General features: G+C 60.4%; 20 protein-coding genes. 16 read left to right on the forward strand and 4 right to left on the reverse strand.

The window, feature by feature from the left end; all coding sequences use genetic code 11:
- Window positions 1-3: 3 nt before the first annotated feature.
- Genes KF794_05850 through KF794_05875 form a run of 6 tightly spaced genes read left to right on the forward strand, consistent with a single transcriptional unit; the run spans window position 4 to window position 7,543 of the window.
- Window positions 4-1,617 carry an acyl-CoA carboxylase subunit beta gene (locus KF794_05850; GenBank protein QYK46207.1) on the forward strand — a complete coding sequence of 538 codons (1,614 nt, stop codon included), beginning with the start codon at window positions 4-6 and terminating at the stop codon, window positions 1,615-1,617.
- Window positions 1,618-1,628: 11 nt separating this feature from the next.
- Window positions 1,629-2,783 carry an acyl-CoA dehydrogenase family protein gene (locus tag KF794_05855; GenBank protein QYK46208.1) on the forward strand — a complete coding sequence of 385 codons (1,155 nt, stop codon included), beginning with the start codon at window positions 1,629-1,631 and terminating at the stop codon, window positions 2,781-2,783.
- Window positions 2,783-4,732 (forward strand): ATP-grasp domain-containing protein, encoded by a 1,950-nt coding sequence (locus KF794_05860; GenBank protein ID QYK46209.1) that lies wholly within the window; start codon window positions 2,783-2,785, stop codon window positions 4,730-4,732. Before KF794_05855 ends, KF794_05860 begins: the two co-directional genes overlap by 1 nt.
- A gap of 2 nt (window positions 4,733-4,734) precedes the next feature.
- On the forward strand, window positions 4,735-5,598 hold the full coding sequence (locus KF794_05865; protein QYK46210.1) for a 3-keto-5-aminohexanoate cleavage protein: 864 nt from the start codon (window positions 4,735-4,737) through the stop codon (window positions 5,596-5,598).
- Window positions 5,595-6,746, forward strand: a complete 1,152-nt coding sequence (locus tag KF794_05870) for an acyl-CoA dehydrogenase family protein (GenBank protein ID QYK46211.1) — start codon at window positions 5,595-5,597, stop codon at window positions 6,744-6,746. The genes KF794_05865 and KF794_05870 overlap by 4 nt, the downstream gene beginning before the upstream one ends.
- Before the next feature lie 5 nt (window positions 6,747-6,751).
- Window positions 6,752-7,543 carry an enoyl-CoA hydratase/isomerase family protein gene (locus KF794_05875; protein ID QYK46212.1) on the forward strand — a complete coding sequence of 264 codons (792 nt, stop codon included), beginning with the start codon at window positions 6,752-6,754 and terminating at the stop codon, window positions 7,541-7,543.
- Here the strand turns inward: KF794_05875 and KF794_05880 are convergent.
- Complete coding sequence (locus KF794_05880; protein ID QYK46213.1) at window positions 7,540-9,072, reverse strand: tetratricopeptide repeat protein; 1,533 nt, start codon at window positions 9,070-9,072, stop codon at window positions 7,540-7,542. The two genes, KF794_05875 and KF794_05880, sit on opposite strands and share 4 nt — an antisense overlap.
- Between KF794_05880 and KF794_05885 the strand changes: the two genes are divergently transcribed.
- On the forward strand, window positions 9,053-10,381 hold the full coding sequence (locus KF794_05885; GenBank protein QYK46214.1) for a TolC family protein: 1,329 nt from the start codon (window positions 9,053-9,055) through the stop codon (window positions 10,379-10,381). The two genes, KF794_05880 and KF794_05885, sit on opposite strands and share 20 nt — an antisense overlap.
- A gap of 75 nt (window positions 10,382-10,456) precedes the next feature.
- On the opposite strand, the gene KF794_05890 is transcribed toward KF794_05885, so the two are convergent.
- The 3 genes from KF794_05890 to KF794_05900 are packed head-to-tail and all read right to left on the reverse strand — an operon-like array spanning window position 10,457 to window position 14,464.
- Window positions 10,457-11,389 (reverse strand): 3-keto-5-aminohexanoate cleavage protein, encoded by a 933-nt coding sequence (locus KF794_05890; protein ID QYK46215.1) that lies wholly within the window; start codon window positions 11,387-11,389, stop codon window positions 10,457-10,459.
- 34 nt (window positions 11,390-11,423) lie between these two features.
- Window positions 11,424-13,751 carry a xanthine dehydrogenase family protein molybdopterin-binding subunit gene (locus KF794_05895; protein QYK46216.1) on the reverse strand — a complete coding sequence of 776 codons (2,328 nt, stop codon included), beginning with the start codon at window positions 13,749-13,751 and terminating at the stop codon, window positions 11,424-11,426.
- 14 nt (window positions 13,752-13,765) lie between these two features.
- The gene (locus KF794_05900) at window positions 13,766-14,464 is read right to left on the reverse strand and encodes a GntR family transcriptional regulator (protein QYK46217.1); all 699 of its coding nucleotides are present in this window, start codon (window positions 14,462-14,464) and stop codon (window positions 13,766-13,768) included.
- A gap of 106 nt (window positions 14,465-14,570) precedes the next feature.
- Here KF794_05900 and KF794_05905 point away from each other — a divergent pair, with 106 nt between their 5' ends.
- The 9 genes from KF794_05905 to fdhF all read left to right on the forward strand — a co-directional run bounded on the left by KF794_05905 (window position 14,571) and on the right by fdhF (window position 25,167).
- On the forward strand, window positions 14,571-15,806 hold the full coding sequence (locus tag KF794_05905; protein QYK46218.1) for an ABC transporter substrate-binding protein: 1,236 nt from the start codon (window positions 14,571-14,573) through the stop codon (window positions 15,804-15,806).
- A gap of 81 nt (window positions 15,807-15,887) precedes the next feature.
- Window positions 15,888-16,748: a branched-chain amino acid ABC transporter permease gene (locus tag KF794_05910; GenBank protein QYK46219.1), complete on the forward strand. Its 861-nt coding sequence runs from the start codon at window positions 15,888-15,890 to the stop codon at window positions 16,746-16,748.
- 2 nt (window positions 16,749-16,750) lie between these two features.
- Window positions 16,751-17,713: a branched-chain amino acid ABC transporter permease gene (locus KF794_05915; protein QYK46220.1), complete on the forward strand. Its 963-nt coding sequence runs from the start codon at window positions 16,751-16,753 to the stop codon at window positions 17,711-17,713.
- On the forward strand, window positions 17,710-18,456 hold the full coding sequence (locus KF794_05920; GenBank protein ID QYK46609.1) for an ABC transporter ATP-binding protein: 747 nt from the start codon (window positions 17,710-17,712) through the stop codon (window positions 18,454-18,456). Before KF794_05915 ends, KF794_05920 begins: the two co-directional genes overlap by 4 nt.
- Window positions 18,443-19,195 (forward strand): ABC transporter ATP-binding protein, encoded by a 753-nt coding sequence (locus tag KF794_05925; GenBank protein ID QYK46221.1) that lies wholly within the window; start codon window positions 18,443-18,445, stop codon window positions 19,193-19,195. Before KF794_05920 ends, KF794_05925 begins: the two co-directional genes overlap by 14 nt.
- 20 nt (window positions 19,196-19,215) lie before the next feature.
- Entirely contained in the window at window positions 19,216-19,968 is a 753-nt protein-coding gene (locus KF794_05930) for an SDR family oxidoreductase (protein ID QYK46222.1), read from the forward strand.
- 287 nt (window positions 19,969-20,255) lie between these two features.
- A complete protein-coding gene (locus tag KF794_05935) occupies window positions 20,256-20,729 on the forward strand; it encodes a formate dehydrogenase subunit gamma (GenBank protein QYK46223.1) in 474 nt (157 codons plus the stop codon).
- A complete protein-coding gene (locus tag KF794_05940; GenBank protein ID QYK46224.1) occupies window positions 20,726-22,282 on the forward strand; it encodes an NADH-quinone oxidoreductase subunit NuoF in 1,557 nt (518 codons plus the stop codon). The genes KF794_05935 and KF794_05940 overlap by 4 nt, the downstream gene beginning before the upstream one ends.
- Window positions 22,283-22,293: 11 nt before the next feature.
- A complete protein-coding gene (gene fdhF, locus KF794_05945; GenBank protein ID QYK46225.1) occupies window positions 22,294-25,167 on the forward strand; it encodes a formate dehydrogenase subunit alpha in 2,874 nt (957 codons plus the stop codon).
- The last annotated feature ends 1 nt before the right edge of the window (window position 25,168 follow it).

The following is a 25,168-nucleotide window of genomic DNA, read 5'->3' on the forward strand; positions in this document are numbered from 1 at the left end:
ACGATGCCGGTGTTTGTATCCCGCATCTCGCGCGACGCCGCCTTTGAGGACAATCGCGCATACATGCTGGCGCAAATTGCCGCGATGCGGGCGTTGGAACAACGCACGCGCGATACGTCCGCGAAAGCGGGTCCGCGCTTCGCCAAGCGCGGGCAGTTGCTCCCGCGTGAACGTCTCGCGCTTCTGCTTGACGCCAATGCGCCGTTTTTCGAACTCTCTGCGCTATCCGGCTATATGCTGGACAAGCCTGACCCGGCGGCTTCGATTCCGGGAAGCGGCATCGCGGTCTGTATCGGTTACGTTTCCAGCGTGCGTTGCCTGATCATCGCCGATGACTCCGGCATCGACGCAGGCGCGCTGCAGCCCATGGGGCTGGAGAAATTTCAGCGTGCGCAGAGCATCGCGTTGGATCACAAACTGCCGTTCATCCACCTCGTCGAGTCGGCGGGCGCTAACTTGCTCGGCTACCGCGTGGAAGACTTCGTGCGGGGCGGGGGCAACTTCTGCGGTCTCGCGCGGCTCTCGGCGGCAGGCAACCCTGTGGTCGCGCTGGTCCATGGCTCGTCTACTGCGGGCGGGGCCTACATGACCGGGCTTTCCGATTATGTCGTGATGGTACGCGACCGCGCGAAGGCATTTCTTGCCGGTCCGCCATTGCTGAAAGCCGCGACCGGGGAAATCGCCACCGACGAAGAACTCGGCGGTGCGCAGATGCACGGCTCGGTTTCGGGTCTTGCCGAGTATCTCGCCGACAACGATGCCGAAGGCATCCGTATCGTGCGCGACCTTATGAAGAGTATTGGCGCAAGAGACGAGTGGCCTTCGGGGGAAGGCGTGAAACCGCCGCGCCTGCCTGCGGATGATCTGCTCGGCCTGATGCCGAAGGATGGCCGCAAGCCTGTCGATATGCGCGAGGTTGCGGCGCGCATCGTTGACGATTCCGAACTTCTCGAATTCAAGGCCGATTACGGCCCCGGCACGGTCTGTCTGCACGCGAGCATTTGCGGCGAGCAGGTGGGCATCCTCACCAACAATGGCCCCATCGATCCTGCCGGAGCGAACAAGGCCACGCATTTCATTCAGGCGTGCTGCCAGAGCGATGTCGCGCTGGTCTATCTGCAAAACACCACCGGCTATCTCGTCGGCAAGGAGCCGGAACGCGCCGGCATGATCAAGCACGGCTCGAAGATGATTCAGGCCGTTGCCAATGCGTCCGTTCCGCAAGTCACCATCATGTGCGGCGCGTCCTATGGCGCGGGCAATTACGGCATGTGCGGCCGCGGCTTCGATCCGGATTTCTTGTTCTCGTGGCCGAACGCGAAGACGTCCGTGATGGGCGCGGAGCAGGCGGCAAACACGATGGTCAACGTCATGACCGACGCCGCGAAGGCCAAGGGCAACGGCGCCGATATGGCGATGCTGGAAGCGTTGAAGCAGAAGGTGATCGAGAATTTCGAGCGGCAGATGCCTGCGTTCTACACATCCGGCCGGATGCTGGACGACGGCGTGATCGATCCGCGCGACACGCGCAACGTAATCGCGTTTGCGCTTTCGGTTTGCCGGGCGGGACAACGAAAACATTTGCGGCCGACCAGCTTCGGCGTCGCACGTCCGTAAGGGAGAAGACCATGTTCACGCAGGAACACGAGGCCGTCCGCCGCACGATTGCGCGCTTCGTGCAGGAAGAACTGAACCCGCATGTCAATGAATGGGAAGATGCGGAAACCTATCCTGCGCATGAAGTCATCAAGAAACTAGGCAAGCTCGGACTTCTCGGCCTGACCAAGCCGGAAGCCTATGGCGGCGCCGGGTTGGACCATTCCTATTCCGTGATCATGGCCGAGGAACTCGGCGCGTGCCGTTGCGGCGGTGTGCCAATGTCTATCGGCGTTCATACCGACATGGCGACGCCTGCGCTCGCGCGCTTCGGCTCCGACGAGTTGCGGAAGGAGTTTCTCGCGCCTGCTATCGCAGGTGATTTGTTGTCTTGCATCGGTGTTTCCGAACCGGGCGCGGGTTCGGATGTTTCCTCGATCAAGACCAAGGCCCGCAAGGACGGCGACGACTATGTGATCGACGGCGGCAAAATGTGGATCACGAACGGCACGCAGGCGGATTTCATGTGCTGCCTCGCCAACACATCGGACGGCGACCCGCATCGCAACAAATCGCTCATCGTCATCCCGATGAAGTCGAAGGGCGTCTCCATCGAGAAGAAGATCAAGAAGATCGGCATGAATGCCTCCGACACGGCGCTCATCCATTTCGACGGTGTGCGCGTGCCGCAGCGGAACCGCATCGGCGACGAAGGCAAGGGCTTCACCTACCAGATGCTCCAGTTTCAGGAGGAGCGGCTATGGGGTGCCGCCAATTGCCTCAAGATGATGGAAACCGCGATCAACGACACCATCGACTACACGCGCCAACGCAAGATTTTCGGCGAGCCGGTGCTGAACAACCAAAGCGTACACTTCAAGCTGGCGGAATTGCAGAGCGAGGTCGAGGCGCTGCGCGCGCTGGTTTATCGCACCACCGAGATGCTGGTCGCTGGCGGCGACATGACCAAGCTCGCCTCGATGGCGAAGCTGAAGGCCGGGCGTCTGGTTCGACAGGTCGCTGACGAATGCCTGCAATACTGGGGCGGCATGGGCTTCACCTGGGAGAATCAGGTGTCGCGGCTGTTTCGTGACGGGCGGCTTGTTTCCATCGGTGCTGGAGCGGACGAAGTCATGCTCTCCATCATCGCGAAATACATGGGCATCCTGCCGCCGCGGACGCAGTGATGCGGAAACTCTCGCGTCTTCTTATTGCCAATCGCGGCGAGATCGTCCTGCGCATCGCGCGCACGGCGAGAGCCATGGGCATCGAGACGGTCGCGGTTTATTCGGACGCCGACGGCGCGGATACGCATGCTGCGGCTTGCGATAAAGCGATTGGCATCGGCGGAAAGACGGCTCCTGAGTCTTATCTCGTCATCGAGAAGATTATCGCCGCCGCACGTGAAAGCGGGGCGGACGCGGTTCATCCCGGCTATGGCTTTCTCTCCGAGAATGCTGCTTTCGCGCAGGCAGTGGCGGACGCAGGGCTGGTCTTCGTCGGGCCGCCGCCCGCTGCGATTTCCACGATGGGCGACAAGGCCGCCGCAAGGCAGCGCATGGCAAAGACCGGCATCCCGGTGGTGCCGGGCTATGACGGCGATGAACAAAGCGAAGCGCGCTTTCTGGAAGAAGCAAAGCGCATCGGCTTTCCGGTGATGATCAAGGCTTCCGCCGGTGGCGGTGGGCGCGGCATGCGCAAGGTCGCTTCAGAGAAGGATTTCGTTCCGGAACTGCGTGCGGCTTCCAGTGAAGCGAAGAAGGCGTTCGGTGATGGCCGGCTCATTCTGGAACGTGCGGTCGAACGCCCGCGCCATGTCGAGATACAGGTGTTCGCGGATAATCACGGCAATGTCGTGCATCTCGGCGAGCGCGACTGTTCGGTGCAGCGGCGTCATCAGAAGGTGCTGGAGGAAGCGCCATCGCCGGTGGTGGACGCAAAGCTACGCGAAAAGATGGGTGCGGCCGCAACGGCGGTCGCAAGGGAGATCGGTTACGCAGGCGCGGGCACGGTGGAATTCCTGCTCGACCGCGAGGGCAATTTCTACTTCATGGAAATGAATACGCGCTTGCAGGTCGAACATCCCGTGACCGAGATGATCACCGGCCTCGATCTGGTCGAATGGCAGTTGCGTGTTGCGCGCGCCGAATTGCTCCCGAAGAAGCAGAGCGAAATCGGAATCAAGGGCCACGCCATCGAAGCGCGGCTCTGCGCCGAAGATCCCGCGAAAGGTTTTCTGCCGCGTACCGGAAAGGTGCTCCACTGGCGCGCAGCGGGCGATGCCCGCTTCGAGGTGATGCTCCGCGAGGACATGGAAATATCTCCCTTCTACGACTCCATGCTCGGCAAGGTGATTGCATGGGGCGAAACGCGAAACGAGGCCCTCGAAAAACTGGCCGATGCGCTGGAGCGGTCAAGCCTGCTCGGCGTTACCACGAACCGCGGCTTTCTCGTAAAGCTGTTGCGGCATCCCGCATTCCGTACAGGTATTGATGTCTCGACGGCGTTCATTCCCGAACATTTTCCGGATGACGAAAGCCGCAAAGATAAAGCGGCCGAAGATGTCTGGATGCTTGCAGCATTGCTGGCCGATCGCAGGGATGCGCAAGCACCTGCCGATCCTGCGTGGAATGGCTGGAGCAACGCGGCGCCATTGCCGCGCGTCTGGTGGCTTTCGCATGATGGTGAGTTGCGGCGCGGCATAATCTCATCGTCATCCGGCAGCACGACCATCGCTACCAACAATGCGAGTATGACATTCGATGCCGTGCAAGACGAGGTTGCCCACGCATGGAACGATAACGAGCTTTGGTTGCAAGCCGGCGGCGTCGATTACCGTTTCGAGCGCGAGACCTACCGCCAGCCTGCGCGCAAACGTGAAGAGGACAGCGACGGCATTTCCCGCGCTCCGCTGAACGCGAAGGTTTCGCAAGTATCGGTCGCGGCAGGTGACACCGTCGCTGCCGGACAGTCGCTGATGGTGCTCGAAGCCATGAAGATGGAACACCACATCCTCGCGCGCACCGGCGGCAAGGTGAAATCCATCGCCGTCAACGCGGGCGATCAGGTCGTGCCGGGCCAGATGCTTGCCGAAATCGAAATTGCGATGGCTGCGCCATCCGTTGCGAGGCATTGAGCATGAGCGACTTCGCCGTCATTACCTGCGCGATCACGGGCGTGCTGACCGATCCGAAACAGCATCCCGTGCCTGTGACGCCCGAACAACTTGGGCACGAAGCAAAGATTGCATGCGATGCGGGGGCCGCCGTGATCCATGTTCATTTCCGGCAACAGGCGGATGGCAAGGGACATCTTCCTTCGTGGGAGACGAACGTCGCGCGAGATTGCGTGGATGCGATCCGTGCGGCTTGTCCGGGCGTGATCGTCAACCAGACCACCGGCGTGGTCGGTGCAGACGTGAGCGGCCCGCTGGAATGTATCCGCGCCACGAAACCGGAGATCGCGGCCTGCAACGCCGGATCGCTCAACTACCTGAAGGTGAGAGCGGACGGAAAGTGGGCATGGCCGCCACTGTTGTTCGACAATCCGGTCGAGAAGGTCGGCAAGTTTCTCGCCGTCATGAGCGAATGTAATACGCGCCCCGAATTCGAATGTTTCGATACCGGCATCGTGCGCTCGGTCGGCATGTTTCGCCGCACCGGAATGTATGCGGGCAAGCTGCAATACAACTTCGTGATGGGCGTGGAATCCGGGATGCCGGCAGAACCGGAGTTGCTGCCGCTGCTGACGCGGCTGACCGAAAACGACGCGCTATGGAGTGTCACGGCCATCGGCCGCGAGAACATCTGGCCGCTGCACCGGCGCGCAGCAGAACTCGGCGGGCAGTTACGCACAGGTGTCGAGGATACGTTCTATCTGCCGGATGGGGCGAGGGCGTCGTCCAACGGACCCCTGATCGAAACGCTCGCGTACTACGCCCGCGAAGCAGGGCGCAAGGTAGCGACCCCGGCGGAAGCGCGGTCGCTGCTCGGTCTGTCATGACCGGAACGGTGCGGAAGTCGCCTTATTACACGGCGGAGCATGAAGCTTTCCGCGAAACGGTTGCGCGTTTCGTCGCGAAGGAAATTGAGCCGTTTGCAAACGAGTGGGATGAGGTCGGAGAATTTCCACGCGCATTATATAAAAAGGCGTCGGAGATCGGCCTGTTGCAACTTGGATTTCCGGAGGAGTTCGGCGGCATACCGGCCGACCGCTTTCACCTGATTGCCGCCGCACAGGAACTGGCAAAGGCCGGTAGCGGCGGCGTCGCGGCGGGTCTGATGAGCCACACCATCGGCTCTCCGCCGGTTGCGAAGCTCGGCTCGGCAGCACTGAAGCAAAAGGTACTTCCCGCTGTGCTCGCGGGCGAGAAAATATCCGCGCTTGCGATCACCGAGCCGAACGCGGGTTCGGATGTTGCGAATATCAAAACAACCGCGCGGCGCGACGGCGACCATTACGTCATTCGTGGCGAAAAGACTTTCATCACGTCCGGCATGCGCGCGGATTTTTATACGGTCGCCGTGCGCACCGGCGAGCCGGGTTTGGGCGGAATTTCGCTGATCGTGATCGAGCGCGATACGCCGGGCTTTTCGCGGACGCCGCTCAAGAAAATGGGCTGGTGGGCGTCCGACACCGCGACCCTGCATTTCGATGAGTGTCGCGTGCCTGCTGAGAACCTGATCGGCAAGGAAAACGCAGGGTTCATGGCGGTGATGCTCAATTTCAACGACGAGCGGCTGTCGCTTGCGGCTTCGTCGAATGGCTTTGCCCGCGTCGCCTACGAGGAGGCGCTGGCCTATGCGAAGCTGCGCGAAACCTTCGGCAAGCCGATCATCAAGCATCAGGTGATCCGGCATAAGCTGGTCGACATGGCACAGCGCATCGTTGCTACGCAGGCGCTGCTGGAGCGCACGGCATGGGCGCTGGATCAGGGCGAAAGTCCCGTGGCCGATCTTTGCATGCTGAAAAACCAGGCGACACAAACGCTTGCCTTCTGCGCGTCCGAAGCCGTTCAGATTTTCGGCGGTGCGGGTTTCATGCGCGGTGCGAAGGTCGAACGCATCTATCGCGAAGTGAAGGTCAATGCGATCGGCGGCGGCACCGAGGAAATCATGAAAGACCTCGCCGCGCGTCAGATGGGGATGTGAACGTCATGACGAGCCCCGTGGTTCTGTTCGAGGCGAAGGGAGCGGTGGCGGAAGTCACGCTGAACCGGCCAGCCTTGCACAATGCGTTCAACGACGAAGTAGTACGCTCGCTTGCCGCCGCATGGGAGCGCGTGGGTAACAGCAAAGATGTGCGTGTCGTCGTAATCAAAGGCGCGGGAGCGAGTTTCTCCGGCGGCGGCGACCTCGATTATATGCGCAAGGCTGGAGCCGCTTCGCGCGAGGAAAACCTTTCCGGCACGTTGGCAATGGCTAACATGTTGAAAGCATTGCGTGATCTTCCGCAGCCGGTGCTCGCACTGATGCACGGCAACTGCATGGCAGGCGCAACCGGCGTCGTTTCCGCCGCCGATATTGCAGTTGCAACCGAAAATGCGCGCTTTGCCTTCTCGGAGGTTCGCCTTGGCCTGACTCCGGCGACGATCTCGCCGCATGTAGTCGCCGCCATTGGTGCGCGGCAAGCTAGCCGTTATTTTCTGACCGGCGAACGCTTCGATGCCGTGGAGGCGCGCCGTATCGCGCTCGTGCACGAAATCGTACCGGACGAAGCAGCGCTTGCTGCGCGGGGCGGCGAGGTTGTCGCGATGTTGCTGCAAGGCGCTCCCGGCGCGATTGCCGACATCAAGAAACTCATCCGCGAGGTCGCAAGCCGCCCGCTCGACGACGGCCTCATCGGTCTCACCGCCGGGAATATCGCGGACCGCATGGCCAGCGTGGAAGGGCAGGAAGGATTGGCTTCGTTCTTTGAGAAGCGGAAGCCCGGCTGGACCCGCGGCTAGAGTTTGAAGCCGATGCTGTCGAGCCAGTCGAGGATTTCGGGCTGCTTGCGCAGTGCCAGCACCATGTCGGTTTCTCCGGCGCTGACGTCGCCGTCTTTCCGTTTGAGATAACCCCGACCGTACACCGACAACGGATGGTCGGCATCGATCTGCAATGCCCGTTCGAATTGCTTGTTCGCGCCAGCGTTGTCGCCTGCGATCAGCAGGGCAAAGCCATATTCCGCGATTACGTCGGGGTTCGAAGCGTCGCGAGAAGCCCTTTCTAGGTCGCTCGTCGCGCGAGGAAAATCCTTAGCCGCCAGAAAGAGTTGGCCGCGATAGCGAAGGGCCTGAATGAAGTCTGGCTTGACCTTTAGCGCAAGGTCGAAGTCGGCCTGCGCCTTGTTGCGTTCGCGGAGCGAAAGGAACGCGAGTCCGCGGCCGGTGAACAGTTCCGGGTTATTCGGCACGATCGCAATCGCGATATTCAGGTCGCGGATCGCCTCTTCGAAGCGTCCGGTTTTGCGAAGGCACGCGGCGCGGTTGTTCAGCAAAGGAGGCGAGCGGGGATTGATCTTGAGTGCCCGGTCGAGCTGGTCGAGCGCTGCCTTGCAGTCTCCGTCCTGCAAATAGGCTTCGCCCTTGGCTGCGAGTACGAACAATTCGAGGGTCGGGTCGGTCTGCACGGCTTTATCGAACGCGAGTTGCGCCTGTGGTTTTTGCCCAAGGGCGCGATAAACATTGCCGAGCGCGTAATACGTCGTCCCGATTTTTGCATTCAGCTTCAGGGACGCTTGCAGGTCCTGTAACGCAGCTTCGGGTTTGCCCTGATCGAGATGTACCAGCGCACGTTCGTAGTATGCGGCCTCCGAAGATTTGTTAAGCGCGATCGCGCGGTCGAAATCACGGATCGCAGCAGGCAGGTTCTTTTTTGCTCGCAATGAAGTACCGCGCGCGACAAAGAGTGCGGCGTCGCGCGGCTGCAGCTTCAAAGCTTCGTTGAAGTCGCGCAAAGCGGCATCGTGATTTCGCTCGCGTTGCCAGAGCGCGCCGCGCCGGTAGTAGGCCAGCGCCAGCTTCGGATCCAGTTCGATCGCATCGGTGAGATCGGCGATGGCGAGAACGCTGAGAAATTGCCGCTCGCGCGCATAGGCTCTCGCAAGATAGGCCGCGGCACGCCGTTCGATGCTTTCCTTGTCGTCGAGAACGACGTCGGTACAGAATCTTACGTTGTCCTCAGGCAACTGCGGAAGGTTGCACTGCGTCCAGGGCGAGAAATCCTGTTTAGGGCCGGGTGGCGGCGCCGGAAGCGCCGGCTCAGGCGGACGCACAATGGTCCAGGGATCGTGACGGCGCGGCCCGGGTGCGGGAGGCTCAGGGACTTCCACCTCAGGTAGTAGGTCGAACTGGGGCACCTCGAGTCGCCGCTGGGCGTTGGCCTGACAAGGGAAGGCAACCAGCCAAACGAGCGCCACGGCTGCGGCGATCAGTTCGCTGATCGTCGCATTTGGCGCGATGCCTGCGCGCGGAATGAGCCTTGAAGAGGCCATTTCCGTTGCCGTCGCAAGCAACCCGCAGATCGGCGAAGCGATTTACAACCGCGAGGCTGTTGGTTTTCAACTCCGGCAGGCGCGTGGGTTGTTCTTGCCCCGTATCGACGGCGAACTGCGGACCGGCCGTCAGCGCTACACCACTCCTGCAACCATCCCGAACGGTCTCGAAGACGACTTCCGCCCGAATGAAGTGCGGATCGTAGGCAGCCAGCGCGTGTTCGATGGCTTCGCTGCGCTTTCGGAAATGCAGCGCCAGGCGGCGCGTCTCGACAGTGCCGCGCACCGCGTATTCGAGCGGTCGGAATTCATCGCGCTCGCTGTCGCGCGCGAATACATCGATATCGTTCGCCTCCGCACGCTGCTGCAAAGCGCGCAACGGAACCTCGTTTTCCACCAGGGCATTCTCGGTGACGTGACCAAGGGTGCGCAGGGCGGGGCGCTTTCGGTCGCCGACCAGCAGCAAGCACAGGAACGTTTCCTCGCTGCCCAGATCCGCATCCAGCAACTGCGGGACGATCTCGTGCAGGCGGAGTCGCGCTTCATTCAACTGGTCGGTCTGCCGATCGGCGCGACCGGGCCGATCCCGATCGTGCGCAACAAACTCCCGGCAACGCTCGATATCGTGCTGGGCATCGCACGCCGTGAAAACCCGCTGCTGAAAATCCGCAACGCCGAACTCGACGCACAGCTTGCGCAGATTCGAAACGCGGAATCGGTCTTCTATCCGCGCATCAACGCGGAAGTCTCCGCGAACCGCGGTAATGACCGCGCGAATATTCAGGGCCGCACCGAGGATTACAGAGCCGAGCTGGTGGCGCGCTGGAATATCTTTAACGGCGGCATCGACATTGCGACCCGCGAAGAGCAGGTCCGCCGCGCCAGCGAATTGCGCATGGCCATCAGCACTGCGCATCGTGAAGTCGAAAACGAAGCGCGCATCTCTTGGGAACGCCGCATCTGGCTGCGTCAGCAGTCGGACGGTCTTCGCCGTCAGTTGCAGGTGAGCCGCGAATTGCTGCGCTCGTATCAGGAGCAATTCCGCATCGGTTCGCGTTCGCTGCTCGACCTGCTCGACACGCAGAACTCGTCCTACGCGACGGAAGCGGCGCTACTGACTGCACAGCACGCCGAAATTTTCTCGGAATACCGCCTGCTGGCTTCGATGGGGCAGTTGATCAAGACCTTCAAGGTCAAACCCTCCAAGGCGACCGAAGCGGACAACCGCGTCGAGAACTTTGTGCCGCAGACCCCGCCGTCGGAAACGATGTTCCGTTCCCACGGCGATCCGTGGTTTGAAATTCGCTGACAAGCTGTCGGCAAAGAAAACGCCCCGCTTATTGCGGGGCGTTTTTGTTTTAGACGTCGCGTGCGGGCGAAGTGTTCAGATAGCGGTCTTGTCAGCGCCCTTAAGCGAGAGGATCTCGCGTGCTTCGTCCGGCGTAGCCAGTTCAAGGCCGAGGCCTTCGATCATTTGACGGACCAGGCGTACCTGTTCGGCATTCGACTTCGCTAGCTTTCCGGCTCCTGCCCATAACGAATCTTCGAGGCCCACACGGACGTTGCCGCCCATCGCGACCGACATGGCAGCGATCGGAAACTGGTTGCGGCCAGCGCCGAGCACCGACCAGCGATAGGAGTCGCCAAACAGCCGGTCGGCAGTGCGCTTCATGTGCATCACGTCTTCTGGGTGAGGGCCGATACCGCCAAGCAATCCGAACACGGACTGTATAAACAGCGGCGGCTTCACGAGGCCGCGGTCGAGGAAATGCTTCAAGTTATAGAGATGGGCAATGTCGTAGCACTCGAACTCGAAGCGCGTGCCGTTATCGTAACAGGTTTTCAGGATGTACTCGATGTCCTTGAACGAGTTTCTGAATACAAGGTCGCGCGAGTTTTCGAGATGCTCCCGTTCCCATGGGAACTTGAAGTCTTTGTATTTGTCGAGAAGGTGAAACAGCGCAAAGTTGATCGACCCCATATTGAGGGATGCAACTTCTGGCTTGAACTTCGCCGCCGGCAGAACGCGTTCCTCAACCTTCATGTAAGGACTTCCGCCGGTCGTGATGTTGATGGCGGCGTTGGTCTGCTGCTTGATGCGCGGCAGAAAGCGCGCGAAAGCCTCCGGGGTTTGATCCGGGCGTCCGGTTTCCGGGTCGCGCGCGTGCAAATGCAGGATTGCAGCCCCGGCCTCGGCGGCCGCAACGGCCTCCGCCACGATCTGATCCGGGGTAATCGGCAGGTGCGGAGACATGCTTGGCGTATGGATCGCGCCTGTCACAGCGCAGGTTACGATTACTTTCTTTGCGCTCGCCATCGTTCGTTTTCCGTTTTTGTAAGACGTTCTTTGCTCAGAGTTTGCCATTGATCGCAGCCCACACACGGGCAGGCGAGGCAGGCAGGTCGAAGTGCTCGATGCCGTACTCGGACAGCGCGTCGATGACCGCCTCAATGCCTGAAGGCAGTGAGCCGGCGACCCCGGACTCTCCGGCACCCTTCACGCCGATTGGATTGGTAGTGCAAGGCACGACGTGATGCCCGGTCCTAAACATCGGCATCGAGTCCGCGCGCGGAACGAAGTAGTCCATCAGCGAAGCGTTGATGAGCTGGCCATCGTTGTACTGGACATGTTCGCCAAGCACCTGGCCGAGACCCTGCGCGATGCCGCCGTGAACCTGACCGTCCACGATGGTTTCGTGAACAATGTTACCCACGTCATCGACCGCAGCATAGCGCACGACTTCGACTTCGCCGGTATCCGGATCGATCTCGACTTCGCAGACATGACAGCCATTCGGGAATGACATCTGCGGCGAAACAAACTCGGACAGGGAGTTGAGCGAACTCTGCGCCGAAGCCGGAATAGGTTGCCGGTCGGGCGCGCGCCGCGCGAGATCGAGAATGGAGATAACGTGGTTAGTCGCCGGAACGCGGTAATCGCCGTCCTTGTATTCAACCATCGCTTCGTCAACGCCGAAGATTTGCGCGGCGAGGGGCTTACCTTTGGCAATCGCGGCATCACAAGCCAGCGCCGCGGCGCTTCCTGCCATCATCAGAGAGCGCGATGCGACGGAGGGGACGCCATCGGGCACCTCGTCGCTGTCACCTTCGATCAGCTTTACTTTCGTGATGTCGATGCCAAGGCGGTCGGCCACGACTTTCGGTAGCGTGGACAGGTGCCCTTGCCCCATGGCCTGCACGCCGAGACGGATTGCGGCGGTGCCGTCCGGGTCGAAACGCAGATCGGCTTTCTCGTTCAAGATGCCGCCCGCTACTTCGAGGAAGCAGCACATGCCGATTCCGCGTAATTTGCCATTGGCCTTCGACTCCGCGCGGCGTTTCTCAAATCCGTTCCAGTCTCCGAGCAGCAAGGCCTTGTCCATGCATTTCTCGAACTCACCGCTGTCGTAAATCGGTCCGTTCGGTGTCTGGTAAGGCATGGCTTCGGGCGGAAGCAGGTTCTTGCGGCGGATCGCTACGCGGTCGATTTTCATCTTGCGCGCGGCGTTATCCAGCAGCCGCTCGATCATATAGATCGCTTCGGGCCGGCCCGCACCACGGTAGGGGCCGAGCGGTGCAGCGTTCGTGAACACCATCTTCACGTCGATGGTAATGCACGGGATTCGATATACGCTGGATAAGCAGTTCTTCGTGTTGGCGGTCGAAAAGATCGCGGCATATTGCGACGTATATGCGCCGATGCCGACTGCGGTCCGCATCCGGAATCCAAGGATTTTCCCTTCCTTGTCGAAGGCCATCTCTCCTTCGAGCACGCCGTCGCGCCCGTGGGAGTCCGCGAGAAAGCTGTCCATGCGCGACGCGCGCCATTTCACCGCGCGCCCGGTTTTGCGCGCCGCGTACATCACTGCGGCATATTCCGGGTAGGCTTGGGCCTTCATGCCGAAACCGCCGCCGACATCCGGCGTTAGTACGCGGATTTTGTCGAGCGGCACCTTGAATACGCCTTCTGCGAGAAGTTTGCGGACAACGGCCACGCCTTGCGTGCTGGCGGTAAGAATGTAGCGCTGCTTTTCCGCATCCCATTGGCCAATGGCCGCGCGCGGCTCCATTGCGACAGGGGAGACGCGAGTATCTTCCAACTTCACTTTCTCGATGTGAGCGGCCCTTGCGAATGCTTCTTCGGCTGCTTTCGCGTCGCCATCGGTCCAATCGAGCGCGATGTTGCCGGGGGCGCCTTCATGCAAAGGCTCCGCGCCGGCTGCCACCGCATGATCGACATGCGACGCGCTTTCCAAAATCTCGTATTCGATTTCGACGCGCTCGGCGGCATCGAGTGCCTGCCGCAGGCTTTCAGCGACGACAATGGCGACCGGCTCGCCGACATACCGGATGCGGTCATGTACCAATACCTGCATGTGCGCCGCGACCATTGGCTTGCCGTCGCGGCCTGGCGCACTAGCGACGGGTGGAATTCCGCCCAGGCCATCCGCGACCAGATCCGCTCCGGTGAAAACGCCGAGTACGCCGGGCATCGCGAGCGCTTCTTTCGCATCGACGCGCGTAACATTCGCGTGCCCGACCGGCGCACGCGTGAATGCAGCATAGGCTTGTCCGGGCATTGCGAGATCGTCGGTGAATTGGCCGCGTCCCGTTATCAGCGGTTCGTCTTCGCTGCGTTGCGCGCCGGAGTTTGCGCCGAAGCGGATAGAGAAATTCATTGTCTGCCCTCGAACTATGCGGGAATGTCGCCGAACTGCAGAATGAGTTCGACTGCGCCCAGAATGTCGTCCTCCAGCGCCTTGCGTCCGATTTCGCCGTCCCGCCTTTTCATGGATTGAATCATGCGCCGGTGCGATTCCGGCGCGAATTTGTTGGTCGCCATGCGCCCCTTCACGCCCATTGAGAAGTGAAGGAAGGGACCGAATTGCAACCACATGTTCTCGATCATGCCGAGCAGCACAGGCATTTCGGCCGCGCGGTAGATCGTGAAATGAAATTCCTTGTTCAGGAGAAAAGGCTGTTGCGATTCCGGCGGCTTGCGCATTTCCGCGATGAAGCCCTCGTTGGTTTCTTCGAGGTGCTCGATGTCGTGCGGCTTCATACGCGTCGAGGCGGTCGCAACAGCCAGTCCTTCGAGCATCACACGTAGTTTTACGAGTTCGTCGAAACGCGCGCGCGACATCTTCGGTACGCGGATCGCGCGGTTGGGCAGGACTTCGAGCGCGCCTTCCGCGGCGAGGCGATGAACCGCCTCGCGGACAGGCATCAGGCTGGTGCCGAACGCGGTGGTGAGTTGGCGCAGCGTCAACTTTTCGCCGGGCTGCACGCCGCCGACCATCAGGAAATTGCGCAATTCATTATAGACGCGCTTTCCCAGCGTCTCGTTGTCGATGGGTTGCAGGCCGGCGAGGGCGGGATCTTCGAGATTCATACGACAACTTTTGCGTTGACCGTCTTGACAGCAGGGGTCAAAAGCAGTGATCTGTGATCACATAGCACTGGGGAAAACCCGGGCACAAGCGTCCAGGGAGGAGAGAATGCTAAAAATCCGCGGTCTACTTGTCGGCAGCGCCGTACTTGCGCTGTCGGTCGTGCTTGGCTCGACGCCGGCACAGGTACAGGAAAAGAAACCGATCAAGATCGGCCTGCTTGCACCGATCACCGGTCCGCTCGCATCGCCGGGCGCGGAAATGGTCAACGGTTTCCGCCAGTACTGGAACAGCGTGAACAACGTGGCGGGCGGTCGAAAGATCGAAATCGTGGTCGCCGACACGACCTGTAATCCCGACCAGGCGCTTACACAGGCGCGCCGTCTCGCGTTGCAGGAAAAGGTCGATCTTCTCGTCGGTCCGCTTTGCGGTCACGAAGGTCCGGCCGTCGCGCAGGTGAGCGCGGAAACCGGTATTCCGCTCGTGATGGATCCCGCAGGCGCGGACGACGTGACGAAGTGGAAGCGCACACCGACTGTCGTTCGCACCGCGGTGTCGTCGAGCCAGATCGGTCATCCGATGGGCGAATACATCTACAAGGAACTCGGCCTTCGCAACGTCACGTTCATCGCGGCCGACTATACCTTCGGCCACGAAGTGACGCTTGGCGCGATCAAGACCTTTACCGATCTCGGTGGCAAGGTCGATCGCATCATCTGGAATCCGGTCGGTACCAAGGACTACGGCACCACCGTGAACAGCATTCCCGCCGGTACCGGCGCGGTGATCGCAGTCGTTGCAGGCGTGGATCGCATCCGCCTGTTTGAAGACTGGTTCAACTACGGCATGGACAAGAAGTTCAAGATCTACGGCGGCTACTGGCTGCATGAAGACGTGCTGCCGCAGATCGACGAGCGTGCAGTGGGCCTGGTCAGCAACTCGCTGCACTATGTCGCCGGCATCGATACGCCCGAAAACATTGCGTTCCGCGAAGAGCACATCAAGCTCTACAAGCGCGTGCCGTCATGGTTCGCCGAATCCGCATATACCGCGGGTCTCTGGATCAAGACCGCGCTCGACAAGATCAACGGCGACATCGAGAACAAGAAGCTGTTCCTCGACACCATCCGCAAGACCGAAGTGAAGGCTCCTCGCGGACCGGTAAAGCTCGACGCCTACGACAACCCGATCCAGAACGTTTACATCTCGCGGGTTGAGAAGGTGAATCATCCGGTGCTCGGCAACATTCTGATGAACAAGCCGGTGAAGACCTACGAGGCAGTGTCGCAATTCTGGACGTGGAAGCCGGAAGAATTTCTGGCACGCGGTCCTTACAAGCGCTGATCTCGAAACTCGGAGCCCGGGCAGCGCGCAAGCGCCGCCCGGGTATTTTTCTATCCCCTTCGCCAACGCTCGTTTGAATCAATGACTGCTATCGTCGTCCAGGTACTCAACGGTTTGTCGCTTGCGGCGCTGCTGTTCTTGCTCGCCAGCGGTTTCACCGTAACCTTTGGCTTGATGCGCGTCGTGAATATGGCCTACGGCGCATATTATCTGCTCGGCGGTTATGTCGGCCTGACCGTGATGCGCGCCACCGGAAGTTTCGAGCTTGCGTTGCTGGCCGGCGGTGCCGCAATCATCGTCTTCGGCTTTTTCGTCGACCGTTTTCTCATTCGCCCCATTGAATCAAATCACCTTGCACAAGTCCTGCTGACGGTCGGCGTCGCCTTCATCGTGGGCGAGGCATGTCTGGTAATCTGGGGCGGCGACAACCTGAAGATTCCGTTGCCGTCCTATCTGCGCGGTTCGCTGGTTCTGCCCGCCGACATTTATTATCCGAAACTGCGTATCGCGATCATCCTGCTTGGTGTGGTCGCGGCATTCTCGCTTTGGCTGCTCTATCACAAGACACAGATCGGCGCGGTCGTGCGCGCAGGTGTCGATGATCGCGAGATGGTCAATGCCGTCGGTATCAACGTCAACGTTCTGTTCGTGCTGGTGTCGACGCTTGCCTCGTTCCTGGCGGGTGTTGCGGGCGTCGTCGGCGGCACGATCCTGACGCTCGCACCAGCCGAAGAGTGGAATATTCTTGTTCTAGCACTCGTTGTCGTCATTGTCGGCGGTCTCGGCAGCCTTGAAGGCGCGGTGATCGGCAGTATCGTGGTCGGGCTGCTCGATGCATTTGGCCGCTGGCTGTTGCCGGATTTCTCTTACTTCGTACTGTTCGGCCCGATGGCCGTGCTGCTCCTGTTCCGGCCAACCGGAATCTTCGGCAAGGAGCACTGACGATGAATCTCCGTATCGTCGGCATTGTCGTCCTTGCCGCGCTGCTGGCCGCGGTACCTCTGGTCGCGAGCGAATACTGGGTAGCGCTGCTTACGCAGATTCTGGTGTTCGGTTTGCTCGCGCTGTCCGCCGATCTGCTGCTCGGCCATGCAGGTTTGTTCTCGCTTTGCCATGCGGCATTCTTTGCGGTGTCGGCTTACACGGTCGCGATCCTGCAGACTCGCCATGGCGTGACCACGATTCCCGCATCGCTGGCCGGACTATGCGTTGGGACATTGCTTGCCGTCGTATTTGCAGCGTCGGTGCGTACGCGCGGCGTGTACTTCATCCTGATTACGCTCGCGTTCGGCTACATCATCTGGGGCGTTGCGTACCGGTGGGCGTCGTTCACCGGCGGTGACAATGGCGTAACGAACGTACCTCCGCCGCAGTTTGCAGGATATGTCGTCGATACCAAGATCGAATATTACTACTTCGTACTCGCAGTGCTGGTGGTGTGCCTCGCGGTCTACTGGGTACTTACACGCTCGCCATTTGGCCTGGCCTTGCGAGGCATCAAGTCGAGCGAAAGCCGCATGCGCAGTCTCGGCTATCGCGTCGGCGCGCATCTCTACGTGGCGTTCGTAATCTCAGGGTTCTACGCCAGTCTCGCGGGCGTGCTTTACATCTATTACAATCGCTTCGTGAACCCGAACGCGGCGAACTTTCCGATTTCTGTTGAGGCGATCCTGATGGCGATCGTCGGCGGGACGGGGACAATCCTCGGGCCTTTCATCGGCTCCGGAATTGTGCTCGGCATTCGTAACAGCGGTATCCACTACTCGACTGCTGTGCTTGGCGTCGTCTTTATCGCCACCGTGTTGTGGGCGCCGAATGGCATCATCGGTCTCATCAAGGGCGGGCTGGCGCACCTGAAGCGTATCTTCGCGAACGATAATGCCAACAATCGCGGAGAGGGCGCATGAGCGGCATCGCCATCGAAGTCGATAACGTCTCGAAGTTTTTTGCCGGTTTGCGGGCTGTCGATTCCGTTTCGCTTGCGATTCCGCAGGGCGAGCGAAGGGTTCTGCTGGGTCCCAATGGTGCCGGCAAAACTACGCTGTTTCACTGTATCTCCGGAACCCACAAGCCGTCCGCGGGACGGATCATGTTATTGGGGCGAGACATTTCCCATGCTTCGGAGAACGAGCGCACGGCGCTGGGCATGGGCCGCACTTTCCAGATTTCGAACGTTTGCACCGAACTGACCGCACTCGAAAACATTCTGCTCGGCATGTTGGGGACATCCCCGCGCAAATGGTCGATGATGAAGCCGGTCACTTCCTATGACGATTTAATGAAGGGCGCGAAGGCGGCGCTGATCCGTGTCGGCCTCGAAGGGCGCGAGAACGAGGAAGTCAATTCGATGTCTTACGGCGAACGCCGTCAGCTCGAACTGGCTTTGGCGCTTAGCTCTAATCCGCGCGTGTTGTTGCTTGACGAGCCGTGTGCGGGACTCTCGCCGAGTGAGCGCACGCACTTTTCGAAGATGATCTCAGGTCTTAGCCGCGATATTACGTTGTTGATGATCGAGCATGACATTGACGTCGCGCTGGCGCTTGCCGACCGCGTGACCGTTCTTCATCGCGGTAAGCTGATCTTCGACGGCCTTCCGGACGAAGTGCAGAAGGACAGTGCCGTGAAGGAGGTGTATTTTGGCCGCCTCTGAACCGCTGCTCCGCGTCAACGACATTCACACCTATTATGGCGACAGCTATGTTTTGCACGGCCTGAGCCTCGCGCTGACGCCGGGCAAGATCACCGTCATTCTCGGCCGCAACGGCATGGGCAAAACCACGCTGGTCCGCTCGATTGCCGGTTTGACGCCGCCGCGCACGGGCGAGGTGACTTTCGAAGGGAAGTCGCTTGCCAATCGTCCTGCGTACAAGATCGCGCAGGAGGGCATCGCCCTCGTTCCGCAGGGCCGCCGTATCTTTAAGTCGCTAACCGTGCGCGAGAACCTCATGCTGCCGACCAGCGCGCTCGCAAAAGGGAAGCGCGGAATCAACCGCGCGCACAAGCAGTGGGATATAAAAGCGGTGCTCGCAGAGTTTCCGCAGCTTTCCGACCGCATCAACAATTTAGGAAGTGCGCTGAGCGGCGGCGAGCAGCAGATGCTCGCAATCGGCCGCGCGCTGATGGCAAATCCTTCCACGATCCTGATGGACGAACCGTCCGAGGGTCTCGCCCCGAAGCTTGTGCAGAAGGTCGAGGAAATCCTTGTTCGCTTACGGGCCGAAGGTCACGCCATATTGCTGGTCGAACAGAATCTCGGTCTTGCGCTTGCCGTCGCCGACGAGATTTATGTAATTTCATCCGGCAGGTTCGTATTCCACGGTACCGCTGACGAACTTTCGCGTAATTCCGATGTGCTTGACAATCACCTCGGTGTCGCGAAGGGCCACTAGAGAAGTAAGTGAAGCATAACATGTCTGGCGAAAAGATTATGGTCGTCACCGGCGGCAGCCGGGGTATTGGTGCTGCCATCGCGCGGCTCGCAGCAAAGCAGGGCTACGACGTTGCTATCAACTACGTCGGCAACGAAGCGGCTGCGAGGGAAGTTGTTGCTGACATCGAGAAGGCGGGCCGCCGCGCTATTGCCGTGAAAGGCAATATGGGTGAGCCGCGCGACATCGCCAATCTGTTTACCGAAGTTGATAAGAAGCTCGGCCGTGTCACCCATCTCGTGAACAACGCCGGCATCATGGGTACGCCGAACCGCGTAGCCGATATCGACGCAGCGAAGCTCAAAGAAGTTGTCGATGTGAACGTGACCGGCGCGATCCTTGTCGCGGGTGAAGCGGTGCGCCGCATGTCGACGAAGCATGGCGGCAAGGGCGGCGCGATCGTGAATATCGGTTCGATGGCGTCCATTCTCGGCATGCCGGGGGACTATGTCTGGTACGCCGCGACCAAGGGCGCGATGAACAGTTTCACCATTGGTCTTGCGCGCGAGGTGATCGGCGAGGGCATTCGCGTGAACGCGGTCTCGCCCGGCCTGATCGCCACCGACATTCACGCCACCGCGGGGCTGGCTGACCGGCTGGAGAAAATGAAGACGGTCATCCCGATAGGGCGTCCGGGCACCTCCGAGGAGGTAGCCGATACGGTGATGTACCTGATGTCCGAGCAGGCTTCTTATGTGGTCGGCGCGGTCCTGAATGTCTCCGGCGGGCGCTGACGTCTGGTCGTTCACAGACGTTGGTGAACGGTATTCTTGCCTTTAATCCATCCATAAAACCCGATGATAGAAAATCGCAATCGGGCTAAAGTCATGTATTATTTAGTAATATCAAATAATTAGGTAGGGAAATGGCCCTTATCTCGCTGGGGATGGCCTACTTTCTGTATCAAACGGCTGAAAATTGATAGTTTTTCCCTATCGCAGCACGAAACACCAATATTGATTGGAGTACCTCCAAATCGGCATCTTGAGACCATGGCAGGCGGCAGAAGGTCTTGAGTCCAATGGGAAAATACGAATCCTGGAACGAGACGCTCGCGCGCGAAATCATCGCGCGTCATGCGGCGCGCAAGGGTGCGCTGCTTCCGATCCTGCATGACGTTCAGCACACTTTCGGTTATGTGCCCGAAGTCATCATTCCGATAATTGCGGAAGCGCTGAATATTTCGCGCGCCGAGGTGCATGGCACCTTCACCTTCTACCACGACTTCCGTCACGAACCCGCGGGACAGCACGTTCTGAAATTCTGCCGCGCGGAAGCATGTCAGGCTGCGGGCGGCGATCATCTTTGCGCGCGCGCAGAGCAGAAGCTCGGCGTGAAGATCGGCGAGACCACCGCCGATGATCGCGTGACCTTCGAGCCGATCTATTGCCTTGGTCTGTGCTCGGTCGCGCCGTCTGCGATGCTGGACGGAAAAATCTATGGCCGTCTCGATGAGGCTCGCGTCGATCAGCTCGTCGCGGAGGCCAAGCGATGAGCGTCAAGATTTTCGTTCCCGCCGATGCCGCCGCTGTTGCTTGCGGTGCGGATGAAATTGCGGCTGCGATTGCTACGAGCGCCAAGAAGCGCGGCAAGGAAATCCAGATCGTCCGCAACGGTTCGCGCGGCATGCACTGGCTGGAGCCGATGCTTGAAGTGGAAACTTCGCAAGGACGGGTAGCTTATGGACCTGTAGCACTTGGCGATGTTGAGAGCGTGCTCGATGCCATGCTCGGCGATGGCAAGCACAAGCTCTCGCACGGCATCACGGACGAAATTCCGTGGCTCAAGAACCAGACGCGGCTCACCTTCGCGCGCGTTGGCATTACCGATCCGCGCTCGCTCGAAGATTACAAGGCGCATGACGGCTACAAGGGCCTTGCGAAAGCAATTGCGATCGGGCCGGAAAAGACCGTCGAGGAAGTAACCAACTCCGGCTTGCGCGGCCGCGGCGGTGCAGGCTTTCCGACCGGAATCAAGTGGAAGACCGTCGCGACGACAAAGGCGGATCAAAAATACATCGTCTGCAATGCCGACGAAGGCGACAGCGGCACCTTCGCGGATCGTATGATCATGGAAGGCGATCCCTTCGTATTGATCGAAGGCATGACGATTGCGGGTGTCGCGACGGGCGCCACCAAGGGTTACGTCTATATCCGCTCCGAATATCCGCACGCGATTGCAACTATGGAAGTGGCCTGCGAAGCGGGCCGCAAGGGCGGCGTGCTCGGTAAAAAGATTCTCGGCTCGCACTACGAGTTCGATATCGAAATCCGCACCGGCGCAGGCGCTTATGTTTGCGGCGAGGAAACCTCGCTCCTCGAAAGCATCGAAGGCAAGCGCGGGCAGGTGCGCGCGAAGCCGCCGCTGCCCGCGATCATCGGCCTGTTCGGCAAGCCGACCGTGATCAACAACGTGCTGTCGCTCGCTACCGTGCCGATTGTTATGGACAAGGGGGCGGAGTTCTACAAAGGCTTCGGCATGGGCCGCTCGCGCGGCACGATGCCGATCCAACTTGCGGGCAACATCAAGCACGGCGGTTTGTACGAAGTCGCGTTCGGCATCACGCTCGGCGAACTTGTCGATGAAATCGGCGGTGGTACGGCGAGCGGACGCCCGGTCCGTGCGGTGCAGGTGGGCGGTCCGCTCGGCGCGTATTTCCCGCGAGCCTATTTCGATACGCCGTTCGATTACGAGGCTTTCGCTGCCCGCGACGGCCTGATCGGCCACGCCGGCATCGTCGTGTTCGACGATACCGTCGACATGTCGAAGATGGCGCGTTTTGCGATGGAGTTCTGCTCGGTCGAGAGCTGCGGCAAGTGCACGCCCTGCCGCATCGGTTCTATCCGCGGTGTCGAAACGCTCGACAAGATCATCGCGAACAAGGACCGCGCGAAGAACCTCGAAGTGCTCGAAGACCTCTGCAACACGATGAAGTTTGGATCCCTCTGCGCGCTTGGGGGGTTTACCCCGTACCCGGTGATGAGCGCGTTAACCCATTTTCCGGAAGACTTCGGCGCCACGCCGAAACTTCCGCAAGCCGCCGAATAGGAGAGAACGCCATGTCCCTCGTGCACGAGATCGATTACGGCACGCCGCGTTCGAAGTCGGAGAAAGAAGTCACGCTGACCATCGACGGGCAGCAGATCACGGTGCCCGAAGGCACCTCGATCATGCGCGCGGCGATGGAGATGGGCACGCAGATTCCGAAGCTCTGCGCGACCGATATGGTCGATGCCTTCGGCTCCTGCCGCCTGTGCCTCGTCGAAATCGAAGGCCGCCCCGGTACGCCCGCGTCCTGCACCACGCCGGTCATGCCCGGCATGGTGGTGAAGACGCAGACGGATCGCCTGAAGAAAATCCGCAACGGCGTGATGGAGCTTTATATCTCCGATCACCCGCTCGACTGTCTGACCTGTTCGGCGAATGGCGACTGCGAATTGCAGGACATGGCGGGGCAGGTCGGCCTGCGCGACGTGCGCTACGGCTATGAAGGCGAGAACCACGTCTTCGCGAAGCAGAACGGCCTCGCGAACGAAAACTGGCTCGCGAAGGACGAGTCGAACCCATATTTCACCTACGACCCTTCCAAGTGCATCGTCTGCTCGCGCTGCGTGCGGGCCTGCGAGGAAGTGCAGGGCACGTTCGCTCTGACGATTGCCGGCCGCGGCTTCGACAGCCGCGTATCGCCGGGCATGCAGGAGAGTTTCCTCACTTCGGAATGCGTGTCCTGCGGCGCTTGCGTGCAGGCTTGCCCGACCGCGACGCTCAACGAAAAGAAAGTCATCGAGATCGGCAAGCCCGAGCATTCGGCAGTGACGACCTGCGCCTATTGCGGTGTCGGCTGCTCATTCAAGGCGGAAATGCGCGGTGAAGAACTCGTGCGCATGGTTCCCTACAAGGACGGCGAGGCGAACCGCGGCCATTCCTGCGTGAAAGGCCGCTTCGCGTGGGGCTATGCGACCCACAAGGAGCGCATCCTGAAGCCCATGATCCGCGCGAAGGTCACGGACCCGTGGCGGGAAGTGAGCTGGGAAGAAGCGATCAATTACGCGGCGTCCGAGTTCAAGCGCATCCAGCAGCAGTACGGTAAGAACTCCGTTGGCGGCATCACCTCGTCGCGCTGCACGAACGAAGAAACCTATCTCGTGCAGAAGCTGATCCGCGCCGGTTTCGGCAACAACAACGTCGATACCTGCGCGCGCGTGTGCCATTCGCCGACCGGCTATGGCCTCGGTCAGACTTACGGCACCTCTGCGGGAACGCAGAATTTCGACTCCGTTGAACATTGCGACGTGGTGCTGATTATCGGTGCGAACCCCGCGGCGGCGCATCCGGTGTTCGCCTCGCGCATGAAGAAGCGTTTGCGCGAAGGCGCAAAGCTCATCGTGATCGACCCGCGCCGCACCGAAATGGTGAAGTCGGCGCATGTCGAAGCGGAGCACCACCTTGCGCTGCTGCCGGGCACGAACGTCGCGGTCGTGACCGCGCTTGCCCATGTCGTCGTCACCGAGAAGCTCTACAACGAAAAGTTCATCCGCGAGCGCTGCGACTGGGATGAATTCGAGCATTGGGCCGAATTCGTTTCGTTGCCGCAGAACTCGCCGGAAACCGTCGCGAAGCTCTCCGGCGTTCCGGCCGAGACCATCCGCGGCGCGGCTCGCCTCTATGCCACCGGCGGCAATGCCGCGATCTATTACGGACTGGGCGTCACCGAGCACTCGCAGGGTTCGACCACCGTCATGGCGATCGCGAACCTCGCGATGGCGACCGGCAATATCGGCCGCGAGGGTGTCGGCGTGAATCCGCTGCGCGGCCAGAATAACGTGCAGGGTTCGTGCGACATGGGTTCGTTCCCGCACGAACTGCCGGGCTACCGCCACATTTCCGGCGATGACGTCCGCGATCTGTTCAACGGTGCCTGGGGCGTCACGCTCGACAAGGAGCCGGGCCTGCGCATCCCGAACATGCTCGACGCCGCAGTCGAGGGGTCGTTCAAGGGCATCTATATTCAGGGCGAGGACATCCTGCAGTCGGATCCCGACACTAAGCATGTGTCGGCCGGGCTTGAGGCGATGGAATGCGTCGTCGTGCAGGACCTGTTCCTGAACGAAACGGCGCGCTTTGCCCATGTATTCCTGCCGGGTTCGACCTTCCTTGAGAAGAACGGGACGTTCACCAACGCCGAGCGCCGCATCCAGATGGTGCGCAAGGTGATGGCGCCGAAGAACGGGTACGAGGACTGGGAGATCACCGTGATGCTCTCCAACGCCCTCGGCTACAAGATGGAATATTCGCATCCGTCCGAGATCATGGACGAGATCGCGCGGCTCACGCCGGGCTTCGCCAATGTCTCGTTCAAGATGCTCGACGAACGCGGTTCGGTGCAGTGGCCCTGCAACGACAAGGCGCCCGAAGGCTCGCCGATCATGCACATCAACGGCTTCGTGCGCGGCAAGGGCAAGTTCATCGTTACCGAATATATTGCGACCGACGAAAAGACCGGCCCGCGTTTCCCGCTGCTCCTCACCACGGGCCGTATTCTCTCGCAATACAATGTCGGCGCACAGACGCGCCGTACCGAAAACTCGATGTGGCATGCGGAAGACGTGCTTGAAATCCATCCGCACGACGCCGAGCAGCGCGGCATCCGCGAAGGAGATTGGGTCAGGCTCCAAAGCCGCGCAGGCGAAACCTCGCTGCGTGCGCAGATCACCGATCGTGTCGCGCCGGGCGTGGTCTATACGACCTTCCATCATCCCGACACGCAGGCGAACGTGATCACGACCGACTTCTCGGACTGGGCAACGAACTGTCCAGAATACAAAGTCACGGCAGTTCAGGTTTCCCCGTCAAATGGTCCGTCGCGCTGGCAGCAGGAATACGAGGAGTTCTCCCGCGAAAGCCGCCGTATCATTCCGGAGGCCGCCGAGTGAG

The organism is Xanthobacteraceae bacterium (assembly GCA_019454205.1).
Classification (GTDB): domain Bacteria; phylum Pseudomonadota; class Alphaproteobacteria; order Rhizobiales; family Xanthobacteraceae.

Bases quoted from the DNA above. Each gene is read 5' to 3' on its own strand.
- KF794_05850 (QYK46207.1), top strand. From the start codon at position 4: ATGCCGGTGTTTGTATCCCGCATCTCGCGCGACGCCGCCTTTGAGGAC.
- KF794_05855 (QYK46208.1), top strand. From the start codon at position 1,629: ATGTTCACGCAGGAACACGAGGCCGTCCGCCGCACGATTGCGCGCTTC.
- KF794_05860 (QYK46209.1), top strand. From the start codon at position 2,783: ATGCGGAAACTCTCGCGTCTTCTTATTGCCAATCGCGGCGAGATCGTC.
- KF794_05865 (QYK46210.1), top strand. From the start codon at position 4,735: ATGAGCGACTTCGCCGTCATTACCTGCGCGATCACGGGCGTGCTGACC.
- KF794_05870 (QYK46211.1), top strand. From the start codon at position 5,595: ATGACCGGAACGGTGCGGAAGTCGCCTTATTACACGGCGGAGCATGAA.
- KF794_05875 (QYK46212.1), top strand. From the start codon at position 6,752: ATGACGAGCCCCGTGGTTCTGTTCGAGGCGAAGGGAGCGGTGGCGGAA.
- KF794_05885 (QYK46214.1), top strand. From the start codon at position 9,053: ATGAGCCTTGAAGAGGCCATTTCCGTTGCCGTCGCAAGCAACCCGCAG.
- KF794_05880 (QYK46213.1), bottom strand. From the start codon at position 9,072: ATGGCCTCTTCAAGGCTCATTCCGCGCGCAGGCATCGCGCCAAATGCG.
- KF794_05890 (QYK46215.1), bottom strand. From the start codon at position 11,389: ATGGCGAGCGCAAAGAAAGTAATCGTAACCTGCGCTGTGACAGGCGCG.
- KF794_05895 (QYK46216.1), bottom strand. From the start codon at position 13,751: ATGAATTTCTCTATCCGCTTCGGCGCAAACTCCGGCGCGCAACGCAGC.
- KF794_05900 (QYK46217.1), bottom strand. From the start codon at position 14,464: ATGAATCTCGAAGATCCCGCCCTCGCCGGCCTGCAACCCATCGACAAC.
- KF794_05905 (QYK46218.1), top strand. From the start codon at position 14,571: ATGCTAAAAATCCGCGGTCTACTTGTCGGCAGCGCCGTACTTGCGCTG.
- KF794_05910 (QYK46219.1), top strand. From the start codon at position 15,888: ATGACTGCTATCGTCGTCCAGGTACTCAACGGTTTGTCGCTTGCGGCG.
- KF794_05915 (QYK46220.1), top strand. From the start codon at position 16,751: ATGAATCTCCGTATCGTCGGCATTGTCGTCCTTGCCGCGCTGCTGGCC.
- KF794_05920 (QYK46609.1), top strand. From the start codon at position 17,710: ATGAGCGGCATCGCCATCGAAGTCGATAACGTCTCGAAGTTTTTTGCC.
- KF794_05930 (QYK46222.1), top strand. From the start codon at position 19,216: ATGTCTGGCGAAAAGATTATGGTCGTCACCGGCGGCAGCCGGGGTATT.
- KF794_05935 (QYK46223.1), top strand. From the start codon at position 20,256: ATGGGAAAATACGAATCCTGGAACGAGACGCTCGCGCGCGAAATCATC.
- KF794_05940 (QYK46224.1), top strand. From the start codon at position 20,726: ATGAGCGTCAAGATTTTCGTTCCCGCCGATGCCGCCGCTGTTGCTTGC.
- fdhF (QYK46225.1), top strand. From the start codon at position 22,294: ATGTCCCTCGTGCACGAGATCGATTACGGCACGCCGCGTTCGAAGTCG.